General features: G+C 60.8%; 9 protein-coding genes. 7 read left to right on the top strand and 2 right to left on the bottom strand.

Annotation, left to right across the window (positions count from 1 at the left end; translation table 11 throughout):
• The 3 genes from ACR1XY_RS07490 to ACR1XY_RS07480 all read left to right on the top strand — a co-directional run.
• Nucleotides 1-184: hypothetical protein (locus ACR1XY_RS07490; RefSeq protein ID WP_480591604.1), on the top strand; the 184-nt coding region annotated here is incomplete at its 5' end.
• A gap of 397 nt (nucleotides 185-581) precedes the next feature.
• On the top strand, nucleotides 582-13,895 hold the full coding sequence (locus ACR1XY_RS07485; protein ID WP_480591601.1) for a hypothetical protein: 13,314 nt from the start codon (nucleotides 582-584) through the stop codon (nucleotides 13,893-13,895).
• 18 nt (nucleotides 13,896-13,913) lie between these two features.
• Nucleotides 13,914-14,393, top strand: coding sequence for an invasion associated locus B family protein (locus ACR1XY_RS07480; RefSeq protein ID WP_480591597.1), 480 nt, complete (start codon nucleotides 13,914-13,916; stop codon nucleotides 14,391-14,393).
• A gap of 256 nt (nucleotides 14,394-14,649) precedes the next feature.
• Here the strand turns inward: ACR1XY_RS07480 and ACR1XY_RS07475 are convergent, their stop codons facing one another.
• Complete coding sequence (locus ACR1XY_RS07475; protein ID WP_480591594.1) at nucleotides 14,650-15,426, bottom strand: FadR/GntR family transcriptional regulator; 777 nt, start codon at nucleotides 15,424-15,426, stop codon at nucleotides 14,650-14,652.
• 334 nt (nucleotides 15,427-15,760) lie between these two features.
• Between ACR1XY_RS07475 and ACR1XY_RS07470 the strand changes: the two genes are divergently transcribed.
• The 4 genes from ACR1XY_RS07470 to dld all read left to right on the top strand — a co-directional run bounded on the left by ACR1XY_RS07470 (nucleotide 15,761) and on the right by dld (nucleotide 21,868).
• Nucleotides 15,761-16,810, top strand: coding sequence for a TRAP transporter substrate-binding protein (locus ACR1XY_RS07470; protein ID WP_480591591.1), 1,050 nt, complete (start codon nucleotides 15,761-15,763; stop codon nucleotides 16,808-16,810).
• 111 nt (nucleotides 16,811-16,921) lie between these two features.
• A complete protein-coding gene (locus ACR1XY_RS07465) occupies nucleotides 16,922-18,991 on the top strand; it encodes a TRAP transporter large permease subunit (protein ID WP_480591589.1) in 2,070 nt (689 codons plus the stop codon).
• A 12-nt stretch (nucleotides 18,992-19,003) separates the two neighbouring features.
• Nucleotides 19,004-20,155, top strand: a complete 1,152-nt coding sequence (locus ACR1XY_RS07460) for an alpha-hydroxy acid oxidase (protein ID WP_480591586.1) — start codon at nucleotides 19,004-19,006, stop codon at nucleotides 20,153-20,155.
• Between the two features lie 18 nt (nucleotides 20,156-20,173).
• Nucleotides 20,174-21,868: a D-lactate dehydrogenase gene (gene dld / locus ACR1XY_RS07455; protein WP_480591583.1), complete on the top strand. Its 1,695-nt coding sequence runs from the start codon at nucleotides 20,174-20,176 to the stop codon at nucleotides 21,866-21,868.
• Here dld and ACR1XY_RS07450 read toward each other — a convergent pair.
• A complete protein-coding gene (locus ACR1XY_RS07450) occupies nucleotides 21,865-22,899 on the bottom strand; it encodes a LacI family DNA-binding transcriptional regulator (RefSeq protein WP_480591580.1) in 1,035 nt (344 codons plus the stop codon). The two genes, dld and ACR1XY_RS07450, sit on opposite strands and share 4 nt — an antisense overlap.
• Between the last annotated feature and the right edge of the window lie 65 nt (nucleotides 22,900-22,964).

The raw sequence follows: 22,964 nt of genomic DNA, 5'->3' as shown, positions 1-22,964 counted from the left end.
CAAGGTCCAAATCCGCCATTTTGCTAACCTCCTGATGGTTTCCATCTCCAAAACCTACCAGATGAGAGATCAGGGGATGTCCATTCCATCAGAACCGTTCTGGACGCGGCGCGTCGTTGCTACCATCTGGCCTGACTTAGACGGCCCGGTCAGAGAATTATGTGAATGGGCAGAAACCAGGTGAGAGTTGCACCTCACGCATGACCTCTTCCAAATCGCGGTACGAAACATTGTAAGGGACAAAAAAGAAGACTGCGCACCCTAAGAAAAAGCAGCTACGATTTGCCAGCCAAACATAGGTTCCTGTCTGACTTCAAACTGACTTGGCAGGCACGTGCCCGCCATCGCGGCTGAACCCGAGCGAAATCCCAATGTTTGACAATAGCTGCACTAAAGATGTTGCTTTTGAGCAATAATGGTTACGAAACTGTTAACGGGAGAAATTTTAGAACTGATCTCCTTAAGCTTGCGAATACCTTGTACCAAATGGTGATGGGTTTTATCGGGCAGATTGCTGTTCTTCGGGATTGTGCGATTGCCATGTGTTCTGGGTGGAACCGGTGCGAGGTTCGAAGGTGACAATGAGATCAATACTGCTGTTCGCGATTTCACTTTATATCGTGATTTCAACACCGTTGCTTGCCGCGCCTACATCTGCCTCGAAAGTCGGTGATACGGTTACCAACCCAGTAACCGGCTTGGATACCACCGTAAGTGCATTGATCGTGGACCCGGCATCGACGCCAACAGCGGGGACAACTGCCTTTGTCGAAACGGCGGACGGTTACGTTTTTCTGGTTAAGGGTGCGGGCGATACGATCTACAATACCGACAATCCCCCATTGGCTTTTAATATTGTTTCCATTACGGGGACAACAGCACAAATCAGCAATTCTGGCGCAACCGGCACGGCCAGTTTGTCGACGCAGCTGACCCTTTCCCAGTACAACAGCAACTTCAACAGTTCCGGCACCCCAGGCACAGTGACCCCACCCGAGGATGTCTCGGGGCCCAACGGTGTGAACCAGGTTGTTTACGGGCAGAATGGTAGTAACGGACGTGATGGCGCGTTGGTTGTGCCGCCAAGCTCTGGCGGTAATGGGTCCAGTGGCCCAACACAGACAAAGACCCTGACAAGCGACGTCAATGCCACCAGCAACATCGGCTGGCAAGTTGGCAGTGTCGGTGGGAACGGGGGTAGTGGCGGAGATTCATACCTGAGTTTCTGGAGCGGTCGCGACGGAGGTGACGGCGGCAAGGGCGGAACGGTCAACGCAACTCAGGCCGCCAGCAGTACGATTCAGACATCGGGCGAAGGCAATGACGGGATCTTTGCATTCAGCCGCAGCGGTAAGGCAGGTAATGGCGGCAGCGGCTTTGCGGCGCCGGGCGGAGGCACCGGTGGGCATTCGGCCGACGGCGGCAATGTGACGGTCACCCAGCGGGGTACGATTTCGACAAGCGGAGATTCTGCAGATGGAATCTATGCGCTGAGTGTTTCCAACAATGGCGGCAATGGCGGATCGCAATGGGGATTGGTCGGGTCTTCCGGTGATGGTGGCTATGGTGGAAACGGTGGCAAGGTGACGGTCAACACGACGTCAACTGGCAGCATCCTGACGACCGGAGACTTCGCAAATGGTATCTACGCCCAGTCCATAGGCGGTTCGGGCGGGTCCGCGGGGACCAGCGGCAACCTTCTGGTCTCATTGATCGGCGGCGCGGACAATGGCGGCAATGGCGGTCAGGTTTCGGTTTCGCATAGCGGTGCAATTGAAACGCAGGGAGATTTCGCACGTGGTATCGTCGCGCAGTCCATCGGCGGTGGCGGCGGTTCGGGCGGAACAGCAGGCGGTCTGGTGTCCCTGTCTTTGGGTGGTGTTGGCTCGAACGGTGGTAGCGGTAATACAGTCAGCGTCACGGTACAGGGCAGCGGCAGTGTTTTGACCTCGGGTACAGGTGCCGACGGTGTCATGGCGCAATCCATTGGCGGCAGCGGTGGTACGGGGGCGAACTCTTACGGTCTGGTAGCCATCGGCGGCACCGGGTCCAGGGGTGGCACGGGTGCCGCGGTCAGTGTCAGCAACTACGGGCGTATCGTGACCGGCGGAGACGGCGCCCGCGGCATCATCGCGCAGTCAATCGGCGGCGGCGGTGGTGATGGCGGCTCGTCCGGAGGCATGGTGTCTGTCGGCGGCAACGGCAGCGGCGGCGGCAGCGGTTCGACTGTGACCATCGTGAATGACGGCATCATCACCACGTCCGGAGACGATGCGATGGGCGTTCTGGCCCAGTCCATCGGTGGCGGCGGTGGTAATGGCGGTTCGTCCGGTTCGGTTGGGGCATTTGTCGGCGTGGCCATTGGCGGTAAGGGCGGTGCCGGCGGAACCGGCGGAAATGTCAACGTCACCTTGTCCAACACCGACGGCAGCCAGCCTTCGGCGATTCAAACCTCGGGTGATCGTTCGGCAGGTGTGTTCGCGCAATCTGTTGGTGGTGGCGGAGGCAATGGCGGCGGTGCCGTGTCAGTTGCTGTAGGGGCCTTTGGTGCGGCATCGGTATCGGTCGGCGGCTCGGCAGGTAACGGCGGAGATGGCGGAGCGGTCACGCTTAGTGGAAGCGGCGCGGCTTCGGTGCAGACCGGGGGGGACGATTCCATCGGCGTCATGCTGCAATCGGTCGGCGGCGGTGGCGGCAATGGCGGCTACGCCGTGTCGGTCGCCGTGTCCGGTGGTCCGGTGTCCGGTTCACTGGCCGTTGGCGTCGGCGGCGACGGCAGTTCCGGCGGCAGGGGCGGTCCGGTTACGGTCGGCCAGTTCAACAGCAGTGGTGTTGCGACGGCGGCTGGGTTCGAGGGCACGGTGGTCACCACTGGCAACCGCTCGACCGGTATGTTGTTCCAGTCCGTTGGCGGCGGCGGCGGCAATGGCGGTCTGGCCGTTGCTGCGACCGGAGGAGCTTCGGCTCTGTTCTCGGGCAATGTCTCGGTAGGGGTCGGTGGCCAGGCGGGTAGTGCCGGGAATGGCGGTCTTGTGCGGGTTTATACCAAGGCGGACGTTACTACGACGGGTACGAATTCCAGTGGGATCATCGCGCAATCGGTCGGCGGCGGTGGTGGCAATGGCGGCGGCAGCATCGCGGCCGGGATCAGCGCAAGCGGCGGTGCGGCCGTTGGAATCAACGTTGGCGTCGGCGGTGACGGTGGCGGTGCCGGAACCGGGGGCAACGTTACTCTGGTCGCAGGCGGTACGTCGATCGAGACCAGTGGCGCGTTTTCCAGCGGAGTTGTAGCGCAGTCTGTCGGCGGCGGTGGCGGCAATGGCGGCTATGCCGTCGGAGCCAGCGCCGATATCGGCGGCGCGGCGGCCGGATCGGTCAGCGTGGCCCTTGGCGGTAAAGCTGGCGGAGGCGGGGCTGGGGGAACCGTTACTGCGCAGGTCGATGCGGATGTCACCACACGCGGCGATGATTCCGGAGCAGTCGTCGTGCAATCCATTGGCGGCGGTGGCGGCAACGGTGGCTTTAGTGTCGCGGCGGGTCTCGCGGCAGGAGGCGCGGGCGCTGGGACTGTGGATGTGGGCCTTGGTGGTGACGGCGGCAGCGGTGGCATTGGTGGAACCGTCACGGGCGTACGCATCAATGGCGATATCCGGACCGAGGGTGCGCGTTCGACCGGAGTTGTGATCCAATCCATTGGCGGTGGCGGCGGCAACGGCGGTTTCAACGTCACGGCTGGTGTTGCGGCAGGCGGGGCCGGAGCCGGGTCCATCGGTGTCGGGCTAGGTGGCAACGGAGCCACCGGTGGTAATGGCGGTATCGTCGAAGGCCAGGTTGCGGGCAATGTCACAACGCTGTCCGACAGTTCAAGCGGCGTGGTGTTCCAGTCCATTGGCGGCGGCGGCGGCAACGGTGGCTTCAACGTCACGGCCGGGATCGCAGGGGCCGGTGCAGGCGGCGGAGCTGTCACTGTTGGTCTTGGTGGGGACGCCTCGGGCGGCGGTATCGGAAGAACCGTAACCGGTCGCGTGACCGGAACCGTCTCGACGGGCGGAGCGGATTCCACTGCAGTTCTGGCGCAGTCTGTTGGCGGCGGTGGCGGTAATGGCGGTTTCAATGTCAGCGCCTCTTTGGCGGGTGCGGGCGTGGCCAGCGGCGCGGTCTCGGTCGGGCTTGGCGGTGACGGTGGTACCGGCGCGACAGGCGGATCTGTCAATCTGACCACAACGAATTCCATTGTGACGGTCGGAGACCGTTCCTCGGGCGTGGTTGCTCAATCCATAGGTGGCGGCGGCGGCAATGGCGGCTTCAACGTCTCGGGCAGCGGGGCAGGCGCAGGCACGGCCAGCGGCGCAGTCAGCGTTGGGCTGGGCGGTACCGGCCTAGGGGGCGGCAATGGTGGCTCAGTCACTCTGACCTCGGGCGGCACGATCCTGACGCAAGGCGACTCGGCCACTGCGTTCCTGGCGCAATCCATTGGTGGTGGAGGAGGCAACGGCGGCTTCAACGTCAGTGCCTCGGTTCAGGGATCGGGTACAGCCGGTGGTGGCGTTTCAGTTGGCCTTGGCGGAAACGGTGGCGGCGGCGGCAGCGGCAGCACCGTGATCGCCACATCGAACAACGCGGTTGAAACACGTGGTGACAGCTCCTCAGGCGTCGTGGCGCAATCCATCGGCGGTGGAGGCGGTAATGGTGGCTTCAACGTGGCCCCGGTCCTGTCAGGCGCCGGTACGGCCAGCGGTGCCGTCAGCGTCGGGTTGGGCGGATCGGGCGACACGGGCGGCAATGGCGGAAATGTCACGCTGACTTCGAACGGAACCATCCTGACCGATGGTTTTGCGTCTAGTGGTTTTGTCGCGCAGTCCCTCGGTGGTGGCGGTGGCAACGGCGGCTTCAACGTTTCGCCGACCGTATCGGGTGCGGGAACCGGCGCGGGGTCGGTGTCTGTCGGGCTGGGAGGTTCGGGTGATGGCGGTGGTGACGGCAGTCTGGTCACGGCCAGCACTACGGCGAATGTTGTGACCAAGGGCGATGCTTCGGTGGGCATTCTGGCGCAGTCCGTTGGCGGCGGCGGCGGCAATGGCGGCTTTAACGTTTCGCCTGCACTGGCCGGGGCTGGTACGGGTTCAGGCGCAATCAGCGTTGGTCTGGGCGGGTCCGGCGGCGGTGGCGGCACGGGCGGTGTTGTCGATCTGACCGTTGCCAACAGCGTGCAAACCGAAGGCGCACAATCCAGTGCAGTCGTCGCGCAATCCATCGGTGGCGGCGGCGGCAACGGTGGTTTCAACGTTTCTGCCTCAGTCGGCGGCGCGGGTACGGGATCCGGCGCGGCTGCCGTGGGTCTGGGGGGCCGCGGAACCGGTGGTGGCGATGCTTCGGCAGTCACCGCAGATGTCACCGGCAACCTTGTGACACTGGGCGAAACCTCGACCAGCTTGCTGGCGCAGTCTGTCGGAGGTGGCGGTGGTAATGGCGGTATGAATATCTCGGTCGCCGTTGCTGCAGCGGGCACTGGCTCGGGCGGCGCGTCGGTGGGTCTGGGTGGCGCATCCGGCACCGGCGGCAACGGCGGTACGGCTGAGGCCACTCTGACCGGCAATGTCTCGACGCAGGGTGACGAATCCAGTGGTGTCGTCGTGCAGAGCCTCGGTGGAGGTGGCGGTAATGGTGGCATGAACGTTTCGGCCACGGTGACGGTTGCCGGAAAAGGCAGTGGCGGTGCTTCTGTCGGCCTTGGTGGCAGCGGCGGCAACGGAGGCAACGCGAGCACGGCCACCGGTACGGTTGTGGGCAATGTCACCACAGCGGGCGACAATTCGGGCGGTGTTCTGGTGCAATCCGCGGCCGGCGGTGGTGGTAACGGAGGGCTGAATGTTTCGGCCGCCGTGAACATCTCGGGCACCGGTGGCGGCGCAATTGGCGTTGGTATCGGCGGGTCCGGTGGCGACGGTGGCAATGCGAGCACGGCAACGGGTTCGGTCACCGGAGATGTCACCACGAGCGGCGACAACTCAACCGGTGTTCTGGTTCAGTCCGTCGGTGGCGGTGGCGGCAATGGTGGCGTCAATATTTCGGGCGCGCTGAGCATTGCGCGCACCGGGTCGGGCGCAGCGGGCATCGGTGTGGGTGGCTTTGGTGGCGATGGCGGTACCAGTGGCGTGGTCGACAGTACTTTCGACGGGAATGTCAGCACCTCTGGCACACGTTCGGCCGGGATCGTCGCGCAGAGTCTCGGCGGCGGTGGTGGCAATGGTGCCACGAATGTCTCCGGTGCGATTTCAGTCGCCAGCAACTATTCGGGTGGCCTGGGGATAGGTGTTGGCGGTTTCGGAGGCGATGGCGGTGCGGCCGAAAACGTCACGCAGCAGGTCACGGGCAATGTCACGACGACCGGCGACGACTCGGTCGGCGTTCTGACCCAGAGCCTTGGCGGCGGTGGCGGTAATGGTGGCACCAACATTTCGGCGGCCTTGTCCCTGTCCCGGTCGGCCAACGCGGCTGTGGCTATCGGAGTCGGCGGATTCGGCGGCGGCGGTGCAGATGCCGGGGCGCTGGTGCAATCGACCGTCACAGGTGGTGTCTCCACCGGCGGTGATCGCAGTACGGCCATTCTGACGCAGAGCCTTGGTGGCGGTGGCGGCAATGGCGGCACGAATATCTCGGCCTCGTTGGGCATCAGCCAGGAAAATGGCGGCTCGGTCAGCCTGGGCGTTGGCGGTTTCGGCGGCGGCGCGGGCAATGCGGGTGATGTGATCAGCACTTTGCGGTCTGCCACAGATAGCAGCGGCACAACCTCGGTGGTTACGACGGGCGCGGACAGTATCGGTGTCATGGCGCAATCGGTTGGCGGTGGCGGCGGCAATGGCGGTCTGAACGTTTCGGGTGCGGTGAATCTGACGGGCAAATCCGGCGCAGCAGTTGCTTTGGGCCTTGGCGGCTTTGGCGGCGGCGGAGGCAATGCCGGGGCGGTGACACTAGATGTTCAAAGTGACGTTGTGACGGCGGGTAACGGGTCGCATGGTCTATTCGCACAGAGCCTTGGCGGCGGCGGTGGCACCGGTGGTGTGAATTTCTCGGGTTCGTTGGCGCTGACCAAGCCCTCTGGTTCGGACACTATCTTCTCGGTCGCGGCGGGTGTTGGCGGCTTTGGCGGGTCGGGCGGTGACGCCAGTGATGTTGATCTGGATTACACCGGCAACCTGCAGGCGGTGCCGATGGTGCAGCAATCCGACGGCTCGTTCGCCGTGGATGAAAGCAAAGGCGCCAGCGGTATTATAGCGCAATCGCTGGGTGGCGGCGGCGGCAATGGCGGCACCAATGTGTCCGGCGGCATCGCGATCAGCGGCAAACCCGGGGCAGGTCAGACAGACAGCAGCAAGTCTTATGCCGTGGTTGTGGGCGTCGGCGGTTTTGGCGGCGGTGGCGGTGATGCCGGGAATGTCGATGTAAACATCGGTGCGGGCAGCACGATCATGGCGCATGGCACCGGTCAATCCGGTCTGCTGGCGCAATCACTTGGCGGCGGCGGCGGCAATGGCGGCCTGAACGTTTCCGGCGGGATCGTGTCCGACAGTTCTCTGATTGTCGGTGTCGGTGGGTTCGCCGGCGATGGCGGCAAGGCGGGCAATGTCACCGTGACATCGCAGGCGAATATCACCGTGACGACGAACCCGGATGATATCTCGATCCCCAATACCACCACCTTTGAAGACAAGCTGCGCGACTTCCTGGGCGACACAATAGTGGATGAGACCGAGGAACTTGCCTCAAGCTTCGGATTGGAGCGACTGTTCATCGACATGGGTGTCTTCAACGAAGACAAACCCGATACTGATGGCTCGGCCGGTCTGATGGCGCAGTCCATCGGCGGCGGTGGCGGCAATGGCGGCTTGAACGTGTCGGGCGGTATCGCGCTGAGCAAGGACGGCAAGATCCCCTCGGTCACCTTCGGTGTTGGCGGTTTCGGTGGTGACGGTAACGTCTCGGGCGATGTAACCGTTAACCATGCCGGCACTGTTTCCGTCGCCGGTAACTGGAAGCACGGCGTTCTGGCACAATCCATCGCGGGTGGCGGCGGTAACGGCGCATTGAACGTAACCGGGCAGTTGAACTACGGGGACTCCAACAATTCTGACGGCAAGACCGACCTGAGCATTGTCGGTGGTCTTGGTGGTCACGGTGGCACTGGGGCGGATGCAGGGAACGTGTCGGTCACGCAAACCGGTGATATTGCAACCAACGGTTACCACGCCCGCGGTATCTTTGCCCAAAGCATCGGCGGCGGTGGTGGCACCGGCGGGATCAATGCGACGTTTGTCGGCACCAAGGACAGTTCACCCATTGCCATGGGCATCGGCGGCTTTGGCGGCGGTGGCGGAGACGCAGGCGACGTGACCGTTGCGCGCGGTACTGCCGCCATTGCGGCGGGCACCATCGTCACAGATGGCGTCGGCTCACACGGGATCGAAGCCTCAAGCATCGGTGGCGGCGGCGGAGACGCCGGAATCAACGCAGTGGTGGGCATCAGCAAGACCACCGGCAGCCAGAGCAATGGCGGCACCGGCGATTCAACCGATCGCAAGACACCGACCAATTCGGGCGTCGATGATTCGGTGATCGCCAACTACAACAAGGTGCTGGACGAGCTGGAAGGCAAAACCAACCCGGCGGATTCCTCTGGCAACAAAACGGGCGTTTCGGCTGTGGTCGCAATTGGTGGTGACGCCGGAACCGCCGGGGATGGCGGCACGGTGGATATCGACCACTACGGCGATATCCTCACCAAGCAGGACGGCAGCCACGGCGTCTTTGGTCAGTCCATCGGCGGTGGTGGTGGCAACGCGGCCCTGAATCTCGGCATGACCTATGAGCTGGCCTCTGATGCGACCAACAAGGGCTTTGGTCTGGCCATTGGTGGCGGTACGGGTGAGGGCGGAATCGGCGGTTCGGTTGACGTGCGAAACACCGGCAATATTTCCACACTCGGAGCGGATTCCCATGGCCTGTTCGCCCAATCCGTTGGCGGCGGCGGCGGTAATGCGGGCTACAATTCGGCCTCGACTTCGGTGGATGGCGGAAACGTCAACATTCAGATCGGCCGGACCGGAGGCACCGGCGGCAGCGGTGGTGACGTATATGCCAGTTCGAACGGGATCATCAGTACTGCGGGCAAAGGGTCCTATGGGTTCTTCGCGCAATCCATCGGCAACGGCGGTGGCAACTCGTCTTCGACTTCTGTCAGCATCGGCACACCAAAAACCGGAGACAGCAAAGGCAACAAAGCCAGCCTGTCGGTAGGTCTTGAAGGCGGCACTGGCGGCGCAGCGGGAGACGTTACTTCGGTGGTTGCAGGTACGGTGGTCACGCAAGGTACGGATGCACATGGTGTGTTTGCGCAATCCGTTGGCGGCGGTGGCGGAACGGGTGGCAAGGCCAGCAACTCGGCCGGTAAGGGTATCTCGGTTGCGCTTTCAATCGGTGGTACCGGTGGCAGCGGTGGCGTGGGTGGCAAGGTCGATGTGACCAACACGGCGCGAATCGCCACATTAGGAGACCGCTCGGTCGGCCTGATGGCGCAATCCATCGGCGGGGCAGGTGGCACTGGTGGGATGGTGCAGGCCGGTCAGTCGAACCTCGACACGATCAAAGCCGTGGTCAATCCGTCAACGGTGGGCACTACCGCGTCGATCAATATTGGCGGCACTGGCGGCGATGGCATGACCTCGGACACCGTAACCGTGGTCAGTGACGGGATCATCACCACCGAAGGCAGCATGTCGCACGGAATTTACGCACAGTCGGTCGGTGGCGGCGGAGGCATGGGGGGTGTGGTGGAAAACCGCATCATCAGCCTGCGGAAAGAGATCGGAAACACGGCGACCCTGTCCATAGGTGGTAATGGTGGCACGGGCGCGATTTCGGCGGCGGTTTCCGTAACCAACCGTGACCTGATCCAGACCACGGGCGACAAGTCGATTGGTATCTATGCGCAGTCGGTTGGCGGCGGCGGTGGTGATGCGCAACAAGTGCGCAACATCATTCTGGGCCGGTCTTCAGACGGCGCAACGACAAATGCAATCCTGATCGGTGGCACCGGCGGTACAGGCGGAGCTGGCAGCACCGTGACCGTTGTCAACGAGGTCGACGGCACGATCCTGACCACCGGCACCGAAAGCCACGGCATCTTTGCGCAATCCGTCGGCGGCGGGGGCGGCAATGGCGGCTCGACGATCTCGGTGGATGGCCGCTATGGTGGGGCCGAGGCCAGCACACGGCGGGCATTGCAATTCGGTCTGGGCGGCTCGGGTGGCACCGGCGGAATTAGCGGCACCGTGTCGGTGACCAATGCCGGGACGATCGTGACCACTGGCGCCGGAGCCCACGGCATCTTTGCGCAATCCATTGGCGGCGGCGGCGGTAACGGCGGCAGCTCGATCACGGGCACGGTGCGGCTCAAGACCGGGGATAACAGTTCTCCGACCGCTCAGCTGAACATCGGCGGTTCGGGCGGCAGTGGCAATGTTGCGGGCAACGTGGTGGTCACCAACAGCGGCGACATCCGGGTGGATGGCGCCGGAGCCTATGGCATCATGGCGCAATCCGTTGGTGGCGGCGGTGGCAATGGCGGTCTGGCCGTTGCCATGGATGTGAATGACCTAAAAAACACCATGACGGGCAAGTCCTATTCCAAGATCGCCATTGGCGGGTCCGGAGGAGATGGTGCAGATGGCGGAGACGTTACGGTCAACCACACGGGTGCTATCGTCGTGAATGCCACAAACGGCTTCGGCATCTACGCGCAATCGGTTGGCGGCGGCGGCGGCAATGCTGGGTATTCGGTGTCCTCCCCGCTGGTCTCAGTGCTGGATTACACGATTTCTCAGGCGCTTGGCGCGCGCGAAGGGTCCACTGGTTCGGTGGGCACCGTGACGGTCAATTCGACCGGCGACATCCTTGTAAACGGTGAAGGTAGCGAAGCGGTGTTTGCCCAGTCCGTGAACGGCGGCGGTGGTAATGTCGATACAACCGTCGATTTCACCACCACAACGAGTGGCGCGACCGGCTCTGTCGTCAGCAGCGATATCGCCCTGGGCGGTGATGACGTTTCCGGTATGGCGGGCAGTCAGCTTGCGCAATCGCATACCGGCAATATCGCCACGACCAGCGACAGATCAACAGCCCTGATGCTGCAGAGCGTCGGTGGCGGCGGCGGCACCGCGGCAACCGACGTTGTTGTGCAGGACGGCGACGGTATCGATATCACCGCCCGTCTGGGTGCGATTGACACCGATGACGCCAGTGGCGGTGGCGTGAATGGCCGCCGCACGGGCGATGTGGGTACCGATGGTGCGTTCTCGTCCGCGGGATCGGCGCAATCCATTGGCGGGGGCGGCGGCAAGCTGGTGCTGAACAGTACCGGAACGGTCGATACGAACAAGGCCGCGTCGGTGATCCTGGGATCTGACCCCAGCTTTAACAATAATGGCGGCGGTATTACCCTGACGCTGGACGGCAACGTGTTCACCAGCGGTTATCGCTCCTTTGGCCAGAGCATCCAGAGCATCGGCGCGGGTGGCGGCGAGGTCGTCATCTCGGGTCTGGGGCAGGCTGCCGTGACGCTGGGCGCGCAGGACGGTTCGACCGGCGATGGCGGCGATGTTGATTTCGTCAATACTGGTGACGTGACCACCAGCGGCAACGGATCGCACGGGTTCGTCATTCAGAGCATAGGCGGCGGTGGTGGCCTCGTCTCGACCGACATGGAGGCCAGCCGGGTTACCGTGGACCTGTCGGCCAACAATGGCGGTGACGGCGGCGATATCGGGTTTACCCAGGCCGGAAATATCGTGACGACCGGAGAGAACGCGATTGGCGTTGTCGCGCAGTCGCTGGGCGGCGGTGGCGGCATGGTGGACTCGGTCTTCCGTGGGTCCGCGGGCGGTGCTGGGATTGGTGGTGCTATCGACATGGCACTGACTGGCAACATCCTGTCGGTCGGTGAAGGCGGTATCGGCATTCTGGCGCAATCCGAAGGGCGCGACGGGGCGGGTGCCATTGCACTGGGGTTCGATGGCGTCGTCATGGGCGGTACAGGGCAGGTGGACGCGGTCGCTTCGATCATTGTGGACGGCGGTGCAAACAATGCGCTGACTCTGTCGGAGAACACGGTTCTGCTCGCAGGGAACAACCAGTTGATGAATGGCGGTGACGGAAATGAACAGGTCTCGCTTGCGGGCGCAGCGCTTGGCAACCTAAACCTTGGCGCAGGCACCAACAGCCTGACTGTCGAGGACGGAGGCGCCTTCTATGCGCTGGATACGATCAATCTGGGCGCAGCCGGGATGATGCAGGTGAACGGCGATTTCGTTCTGGGCGCGAACTGGGGTCTGAATACCGACTTCTCATCGAATGTGCAGGCAGGGGATTTTGTATTTGCCGGAAACGTCAGCCAGACCACAAACCTGACCGGCAGCCTGGCCTTTGGTGCAACGGCAAGCTCAACCTTCGATGTGTACTTCCTGACCTCGGGGGCTTCGGGCGGTGACAGCGACCTGGTCAATGTCACGGGCGACGCCACGATAGGCGGTACCTTGTTGCCTCAGTTGAACAGGCTGGAACGGGCGTTGCCTCTGGTCATCATCAACCCGGACGGCACGGCGGCGGATGCAGGCACGACGATTCAGGACACTGTGGTGCTGGATTACTCGATTGGCCTGAACGGTTCGACGTCGGACGGAAGCTCGATTGATCTGGTGATCACGCCGGATTACTCGACCGCTAATATGAACGCGAACCAAGCGGCCGTTGGGGATTACATCAACCAGGTCCTGAACGGGCAGGGGTCGGCCGCGCAAGGCGAATTGTTTGCGCTGATCGGGAATATGAAGTCTGAGGCTGACGTCATCGCCGCGATCGATGGGCTGACCGTGGGGGATTACGCCTCGGATGCGGTGGACGCCTACTACGGTACCCGGGTGTTCGCGGATACTCTGCACAGTTGCGAACGCTTTACCGACTATCAGGCGGGTGACGATCCGCGCAGTTGTGTCTGGTTCTCCGGAGGAAGGTCTTTCTACGACCGTGATCAAACCGGCATTTACGATGAGCTGGACATCAACAACACCAACCTGTCCGCGGGTGTCCGTCTGCCGGTCGGGGATGAGCTCTATGCCGGGTTTGCAGTGGGCCATGACCGGATAAGCCTGCGCAACGGATCGCAGTATAATGCGACGGGTGACCGGTTCAATCTGGGCGCGTCACTGACCAAATACACCGGTGCATGGGAGTTTGCCGCCATTCTGTCCGCCGGTTGGTCGGGCTATGACACGCTCAGGGCCGGTGGGATCAGTGGCGCGCTGCCGAACGGAAACGTTGTAGACACTGTTGGCGTTAGCTCGATCAAGCACAAGATGAACCACCAGAATCTGCGGTTGAGCTTTTCCTATGACCACAGGTTTGCCGGTGGCAGCTCTTACCTGCGACCCGAGATCGCCGTAGATGCCACGCGCCTGGCGACCGAAAGCAACGGTGACGCAACCCCTTCGGGAGTTGTCCTGCAAGACAACAGCGAGATGATCTATTCACTGACACCATCGCTGGAGATCGGCACCGAACAGGTCCTGAGCGCCTCACAGAAACTGCGCGCAAGTTTGCGGGCCGGAGCCATCATTTCGTCGGACGACACCGTATCGGTCAGCGCCGGGTTCGCGGGCGCCAGCGCCGCCGACGGTGGGTTCTCGAATACCAGCTATATCGGCGATACACACGGACTGGTTTCAGCCCGGCTGGGACTGTTCGCACTGGACGACAGCAGCTTTATCAACCTGAGCCTCGACCATATGTTCGGAGACTCGACCGAGGCCCTGCAGGTTGGTCTTGGTCTTGGGGTACAATTCTAATTAATGAGGGACAGCAGTATGAAAACTTGGATTTGCGCTTTGGCGGCCTCATTGGGATTTGCGCTTCCTCTTGCCGCACAGGAGAACGACGCGCCATTGTGGTCCGTCAATTGCAGCAATTTGGTCGACGGCACCGAACTGATCTGCGAAATGACCCAAAGCATCGTTTTGACGGAGAATAACCAGAGGCTTACCTCTATTGCGTTTGTGAAGCCCGCAGGCAAGGATGAGACCGAGACCGTGCTGACCCTGCCGTTTGGCCTGCTGTTCTCCGAGGGGCTGGTCGCCAAGGTCGATGGCGCGGAAGTTGCGCGTCTGGATTTTCTGACCTGCGAAGCGCAGGGCTGCTTTGCGCGTTCGCCCGTCTCACCGGACTGGATGTCAGCGATGCGGGCCGGCAATCAGTTGACGGTAGAAGGCAAAAACAGGATCGGAGACCCGATCTCATTCGGGTTCGACCTGGCAGGTTTCAGTAAGGTGTCCGATCTCTTGCCCTGACAGGCTGGGCATTGGTGAGAGCACTCGCGCCTCGGCTATCACGTTTTTCTGTTTGGGTGTTGTCGATGTAACGATAGCAGGTACCCAACTTGCTAAACTCGTGGTTGGTTTCCGACGAAAGGAGATTGGGTTAAGAAACCTTGATTATCTCGCGCTATTGCCGCGCACTGATGGAATTGGGGCAGGGGATTGCGGAATTTCGCGTCTCACCGCATTCCGGTTAACGACTACACATGATTCCGTACAGGTGTGGTCGTTACCGTTCAGACAGCATCCGGCGTTTTTCAGCCATCGCTTCGCGACGATTGCGTTCAATCCCCAGTCTGAACGACTCTTCGACGAAATCGATATGATCGACTGCGGCTTTTGCCGCGCGCGCCTCGTCGCCGTCGATTACCGACTTGCCCAATTCCAGATGCTGGGCCAGCAATTGCTCGCCAGTCCCGTCAATCGTCTTCAGGAAATCGCGATTGTAGAATACGCCCTTGCGGGTGAGTTCGTAGATCGAGGCCATAATGTGGATCAGGGTCGCATTCTGACTGGCATCCACGATTGCCGTGTGCAGCGCGAAATCGGCTTCCTGTGCAGCTTTGGTGTCATTCTCCTGCCAGGCCCGTTCATTTTCAGCCAGAATTTCTGCGATCCGCTCCTTGTCCGCCTTGGTCGCCCGCTGCGCGGCAAGGCGGGCGGCAAAGCTCTCTTGCTCGCGCCGATATTCCAGATAATCAAAAAAAGCGGGTTCGTGCCGTTCGTATAGCGCCAACAGAGCGGGCATCATCGCCTGGCCGGTCAGTGCGGCGACAAAAGTCCCCTCGCCATGTTGTGTGGTGACCAGTCCGCGTTCTTCCAGAACCGCCAAGGCCTCGCGCAGTTTGGGGCGTGACACGCGCAGCATTTCGGCAAGATCACGTTCCGAGGGCAGTTTGCGACCCTGCTTCAGGATGCCGGATGCGATCAGATCCTCGACCTGGGCGACGACGGCCTCGGCCAGCGATTCGTGTCCGACCGGTTCAAAAATCGCTGTGGGGCTCATGGTGCCGTGCCTCCGTTTTGTGTCAGAATTAGGATTGTTGGTAAATAAATATAACCATGTTTGGCAAAAACTCAAGCAAACCGCGCCGGTCCTGACAGTGAATCTAGCATTATGAAAAAGAACAAAAAACAGGCAACTTCGGCTTTCAATTGCTAAAAAATTGCATTTGCCAACACTGATCCTAATGCTCGGTCACTCAAAAAGGTATAGGCCAGTGGTAAACAAAATTGTTGACTGGTTATTACTGGTAAAGTTAGTTTACCACCGGAGAGGCGCTGGAAGAGCCTGCGCCGCTGATTGGGGTGGAAGCCCTGACCAACCTGGAGGAGAATTCATGAAGAAGACCCTGACGAGCCTCGCCGTCGCCGCCAGCCTGCTGGCCGCACCCGCGGTTGCCGCTGACAAGCTATTGCTGAAAACCCCGATCGCATTCTCGACTGAACTGCCGGGCCTTGGCTCGCCGATCCCGCGGGTGGCCGAGCAACTGGACCTGATGTCGGGTGGGACGCTGAAGATGAAAGTGTATGAGCCGGGCAAACTGGTTCCGCCGTTCGAAATCCTTGACGCCGTTTCCACCGGCAAGATCAATTCGGGCTACACCACTGCCGGTTACTGGGCAGGTAAAATCCCGTCTGCGCCGCTGTTCTCGGCGGTTCCGTTCGGCCCCGAGGCCGGCGAATACATGGCGTGGATGTACTATGGTAACGGTCTGAAACTGTACCAAGAGATGTACGATCAGGCAGGTTACAACGTTCACGTTCTGCCTTGCGCCATCATTGCCCCGGAAACCTCAGGCTGGTTCGCGACTGAAATCAACTCGCCTGAAGACCTGAATGGCCTGAAGATGCGTTTCTTCGGTCTGGGCGGAAAGGTGATGCAGAAACTGGGCGTGGCGACCTCGCTGCTGCCGGGTGGTGAGATCTTCCCTGCGCTGGAAAAAGGCGCGATCGACGCGACCGAGTTCTCGATGCCTGCCATTGACGCGCGTCTGGGCTTCCACAAGCTGGTGAAATACAACTACTTCCCCGGCTGGCATCAGCAGGCGACTGTGTTCGAACTGTTGATCAACAAGGACGTCTGGAACGAATCCAGCGACCAGCATAAAGCCATCATCGAAAGCGCTTGTAAGGCGTCTATGGCGGACAGCTTTGCCGAAGGCGAAGCCATTCAGCACGCGGCTCTGATCGACAACGTTGAAAACAACGGTGTCACCATCAAGCAATGGTCGCCCGAGATGCTGGATACGTTCCGTGCGACCTGGGAAGAGGTTGCCGCTGAAGAAGCCGCCAATGACGCCTTCTTTGCACAGGTTCTGGCCGATATGAACGAGTTCCGTGACGGCTATGACCTTTGGAAAACGAACGCTTTCCTCCCTCGTCAGTAACCTCCCGCACTGACGATGCCGGGGCGGTCGAAACCGCCGCTCCGGCCCATTTCCTTCTTATTCGGAATTTCTAACCAATCACTGCCCGCACGTCGGGCTGCTGAGCGAGGAATGACCATGGACAGCCAAAAGAACCTCAACGATCCGGTCGAAGCCTATGAAGGCATCCTGGAGCACCCCGAGACAGACCGTCAGAAGATCGCTGTCGCCATCGACACTGGCGTCAAGGCGGTAGGCCATGTGGTCATGTGGGCAAATGTGCTGCTGATGGGGGCGATTTTCGCTCAGGTCTCGCTGCGCTACCTGTTCAGCCAGAACTATCCCAAGCTGGATGAGGTCCAGTGGCATTTCTACGGCATCGTCACGATGATCGGTATTTCCTATGCCTTGATCACGGACAGCCATGTGCGCGTTGACGTGCTGCATATGCAACTGTCGCGCCGCGCGCAGCGGGTGATAGAGGTGATCGGCATCCTGACCCTGCTGACACCGTTCATCTATCTGATGGTCGATCAGGGATACGATTATTTCTACGAGAGCTTACGTGTCAACGAACGGTCGGACAGCCCCACGGGTCTGCCAGCACGCTGGGCGTTCAAGGCGGTTATTCCCATTAGTTTTGTTCTTCTGGCTCTGGCTGCGTTGGCGCGGCTGATCCATGACGGGCACGCGTTGCTGTACGGGCCGGAGACCGAGCGCGAAGGTGCGTCGCTGCGCCGAATCCTGCTGGTGCTGGCTGTCTTTGCTGCGGTTTGCGTCGGGCTGACCTTCCTGGTTGAAACGACCGAGGAGAAGCTGGTCATCGCGATGTTCCTGACCTTTATCGCCCTTTTGTTCACCGGCTACCCGGTGGCTTGGGTTCTGGCCGGTGTGGGTGTCGCCTATTGCGGTCTGGCCTATCTGTTCGACAACGATCTGATGTTGTGGACAGGTCTGGAAGGAACACTTACCGGGCTGGATTACCTGACCCTCGGCGCGGTCGTGAACCGGGTCTATGCGACCATGTCCAACGCAGTTCTGGTCGCGCTGCCGATGTTCATCTTCATGGGCCTGATGCTGGACGAATCCGGTGTGGCTGAACGTCTGATGTCCTCGATGCAGCGTCTGTTCGGCACTGTTCGCGGTGGTCTGGCGATCACGGTAACCCTGATCGGGATCATTCTGGCGGCCTCGACCGGCATCATCGGTGCGTCCGTGGTGCTGCTGGGTGTGCTGTCGCTGCCCTCGATGATGCAGCAGAAGTATCAACCGACATTGGCGGCTGGCGTAGTTTCGGCATCCGGTACGCTGGGCATTCTGATCCCGCCGTCGATCATGCTGGTGATCATGGCCGACCAGATGGCCCTGTCGGTAGGCGACCTGTTCATGGCAGCAGTTTTCCCCGGTGTGATCATCGGTGGCCTCTACCTGACCTACATCTTCATCCTCGCACTGGTAAAACGCGACGCGGCCCCCGTGCCCGAAGGTGCCACGGCCCCCGACTGGGCTGCCGTCAAGGACGTGCTGATCGCGGTCATCCCGACCCTGATGCTCATTCTGGCCGTGCTGGGTTCGATCTTTGCCGGTCTGACCACACCGACCGAAGCTTCGGGCATTGGTGCGCTGGGTGCGACGCTGCTGGCACTGGGTTACCGCAAGCTGACCTTTGCGAAACTGTGGAACGTGTTGGTTTCGACTTTCAACACCACAGCCTACATCTTTGCCATCTTCCTGGGCGCGACAGTCTTCTCGTATGTGCTGCGCGAACTGGGTGGAGACGAACTGATCGAGCATGTGGTGCAATCCACCGGCTTCGGAGCCAACGGAACGATCCTCTTCATCCTGCTCATCGTCTTTCTGCTGGGTTTCGTGCTGGACTGGATCGAGATCACGCTGATCGTGCTGCCCCTGATGCGCCCCATCGTAAACGGGCTGGGCATCGATATCCCCGGCTTTGGCGTACTGGATGAACCGGCTCTGGTCTGGTTCGTGATCCTGGTCGCGGTGACACTGCAAACCAGCTTCCTGACACCTCCGGTGGGCTTCGCCCTGTTCTATCTGAAAGGCGTCTGCCCGCCCGAGATCAAGCTGACGCACATCTACAAGGGCATCATCCCGTTCGTGCTGCTGCAGCTGACCGGTCTGGCGCTGGTCTTCCTGTGGCCGACCCTTGCCACCTGGCTGCCTTCGGTCGCCTATTAAGGAGCCGTTCCGATGCGTCTGAACCAATGCCATAACTTCCACGACTTCCGGCGGCTGGCCAAGCAACGGCTGCCGGGGCCGATCTTCAACTACATCGACGGGGGTGCTGATGATGAGGTGACGTATCGGGAAAACACCAATGCGTTTGACCGCTGCGACCTGCTGCCCTCGGTTCTGCGCGGTGTGTCTGACGTGGATATGTCCGTCACGGTAATGGGGCAGAAACTGGACATGCCGGTTTACTGCTCGCCCACCGCTTTGCAGCGTCTGTTTCACCATCAGGGTGAACGCGCCGTCGCGGCGGCGGCCGAGAAATTTGGCACCATGTTCGGTGTGTCCTCGTTGGGCACCGTGTCTTTGGAAGAGCTGCGCAAAAAACACAAAAACCCGCAGGTCTATCAGTTCTACTTCCATAAGGATCGCGGCCTGAACACGGCGATGATGCAGCGCGCCAAAGAGGCGGGTGTCGAGGTGATGATGCTGACCGTCGACAGCATTACCGGCGGCAATCGGGAACGTGATCTGCGCACCGGCTTTTCGATCCCGTTCCGGTTGACGCTGGGCGGCATGATCCAGTTTGCGATCAAGCCGATGTGGGGCATCAATTATGTCACACACGAGAAATTCCGCCTGCCGCAGTTGGAGGAACATGTGGATATGGGCGGCGGTGCCAGCTCTATCGGTGGTTACTTCACTGACATGCTTGACCCGTCGATGAACTGGGACGACGTGGCGCAGATGGTGCGCGACTGGGACGGGCAGTTCTGCCTCAAGGGCATCATGACCGTCGATGATGCCAAACGCGCCGCCGAGATCGGCTGCACCGGTATCATCTTGTCGAACCACGGTGGTCGCCAGCTGGACGGCTCGCGCACGCCTTTCGACCAATTGTCCGAAATTGTGGACGCGGTTGGCGACAAGCTGGACGTTATGATGGACAGCGGTATTCAGCGTGGCACCCATGTTCTGAAAGCGCTGTCGCTGGGCGCCAAGGCGGTTGGTGTCGGTCGGCATTACCTGTATCCGCTGGCCGCAGCAGGGCAGGCGGGTGTCGAACGTGCTCTGGGCCTGATGCGGGCCGAGATCGAGCGCGACATGAAACTGATGGGCGTCACTAGCATCGACCAACTGAACCGCGGGAATATACGCTTCCGCACCACCTAAACCGGAAAGAAGGCTGCCATGACCAATGATGAACTGATCCGGCAATTTCGTTCCATCGTTGGGGCGCGCCACGTCCTGACCGGAAAACGCGCGACAGAGCGGTTCCGTCGCGGTTTCCGCTCGGGTGAGGGCGAGGCGTTGTGTGTCCTTCAGCCGGGCAGCCTGCTGGAACAATGGAAAGTGCTGCAGGCCTGCGTGGCCGCTGACAAGATCGTCATCATGCAGGCCGCCAATACGGGTCTGACCGAAGGCTCGACCCCTTCGGGTAGCTATGACCGCGACGTGGTGCTGATCAACACCCGCCGCATGGATGCTCTGGTGCCGCTGAACAATGGTGAACAGATCGTCAGCTTTCCCGGTGCCACGCTTTTTGCTTTGGAGAAAATGCTTGCCCCGCTGGGGCGAGAGCCGCATTCGGTGATTGGGTCGTCTTGTATCGGCGCGTCGATTGTCGGTGGTGTGTGCAACAACTCGGGCGGGTCGCTGGTTGAGCGCGGGCCGGTCTATACCGAACTTTCGGTTTACGCGCAGATCACTGAAGCAGGCGAGTTGGAACTGGTGAACCACCTGGGCATTGATCTGGGCAACACGCCCGAAGAAATACTGTCCAGCCTGGATGCCGGTAAGTTTGACCGCAACCCGGGGGCAACGAACAAACGCGCCTCGGCCAGTGATTACGCGCAGATCGTGCGGGACGTGGATGCCGAAACTCCGGCGCGGTTCAATGCGGACAAGGCCAAGTTGTTCGAATCCGCCGGGTCGGCTGGAAAGATGGCGGTCTTTGCCGTGCGCCTCGACACCTTCCCAAAGAACGAAGCCGAAAAGGTCTTTTACATCGGCAGTAACAGTTCCGACGATCTGGCTGCGTTACGTCGGCATATCCTGTCCGAATTCAACTCGCTGCCGGTATCCGCCGAATACATGCAGCGCGAGGTATTCGACATCACCGCGCGTTATGGCAAGGACACGGTTGTCATGATCGACAAGCTGGGCACTGACCGGCTGCCAATGTTCTTTGCCATGAAGGGCGCCGTCGATGCGCGGTTGCGGCGTATCCCGTTCCTACGCAATTTTACCGACCGGTTCATGCAGGCGGCTGTCTCAATCTGGCCGCGGGTTCTGCCGAAACGGATGATAGAGTTCCGTGACCGCTACGAGCATCACCTGATCCTGAAAATGAAGGATGACGGCATCGCAGAGGCCGGGGATTGGCTGCCCGTACTCCTGAAGGGCCGTGATGCGGATTTCTTCGAATGCACGGCGCGTGAAGCCAAGATTGCAGGTCTGCACCGCTTTGCCGCCGCTGGTGCCGCCGTGCGCTATATGGCGATCCACGCGAATGAAGTCGAAGATATTATCGCGCTGGACGTCGCGCTGCGCCGCAACGATCAGGATTGGCTGGAGAAATTGCCGCCCGAGATTGAAGGCAAACTGGTTCACAAGCTGTATTACGGCCATTTCATGTGCCATGTGATGCATCAGGACTACGTGGTCAAAAAGGGTGCCGACCCAAAGGCGCTGAAAGCAGCGATGCTGGAACTCTTCGATCAGCGCGGCGCGGAATACCCGGCTGAGCACAATGTTGGGCACCTTTACAAAGCCAAGCCTGATCTGGCGGCGCACTACAAGTGCTGTGATCCGACCAACTCGTTCAACCCAGGCATCGGCAAGATGTCCAAGGCCCGGAACTACGGCGAAGGCAGTGCCACCTAGCTGGTTTTGCGAGAAATGGCCGATTGCCGTTCGATCAATCGCGCCTCAAGTTGTTCCGACCCCGGCCTTTTCTGTTCCGATATCCAGTTTGCCAGAGCGACCGCCGCGCGTTCGCCCATTTGGGTCACGGGCAGGTGCACCGTTGTGATGGAAGGTACTGCTGCGGCGGAGCTGGGCAAATCGTCAATCCCGACCAGTGAAACATCGCCGGGCACGGAAAGGCCTTCGGACTGAAGCCCAAACAAGACACCAAGCGCGACGACGTCCGACAGGCTTAGAATGGCGTCCGGCTTCTGGGGCAGGGCGCATATCTTTCTGGCTATCTCAGCCCCTCCCCGGTGGCTGATACCTGTCTCGAACGTTGTCAGCTCACCGGCCATGGGCAAGGCACGTAAACCGGACAGGCGTGCCCGGGTCCGGTCATTGTCATGTGTGGGGCCATGCACAACCGCGATGTGTTGGTGACCCAGATCAATCAGATGCTGCAAGGCAAGTTGCGCTGCGCCTGCGTTGTCATATCCGATGGTCGGCAGCGGGTTTTCTGCATCGTAGAAAGAGGTGATGATGGTCGGCAGCATTGTCCGCTCGATCAGATCATGAAACGCGGCGCTGTGGGTGGCACCGGTGATGATCAGGCCTTCGGCCCCGATATCCACCAGGCTTTTCGCTTTTTCAGCCTCGATATCCGGGTCTGAGTCGGTTGTGGCCACAACAAGAGACAGCTGGTTTTCAGACAAGGTGCGTTCGAGTGCTGCAAGGAAGCGGGCAAAGATCGCGTTGTCCAGAGTGGGCACCAACGCTCCGACAAACCGGGTTCGTCCGGAATTGATCGCCCGCGCGGCAGCGCTGGGAACGAATTTAAGCCGGGCAATTGCGGCCTGAACCTTTTCCAGCGTGTCTTTCTTTACCACGCCGGGCTCATTCAGGACCCGGGACACCGTGGCGACCGATACGCCCGCGACTTTTGCTACATCTCTGAGATTTGCGCGTTTTTTGGGCTCAGGGGCTTTTTGCGTCACCGGTTTTTGCATCCGTTTTGCTGATCATTAAGGAAAGAGTTGACATATGTAACTAGTTTCAGCAAGCTCTGTAACTA

Source organism: Ruegeria sp. AD11(2025), assembly GCF_056542405.1.
This window is presented reverse-complemented; position numbering and strand designations above follow the sequence as displayed.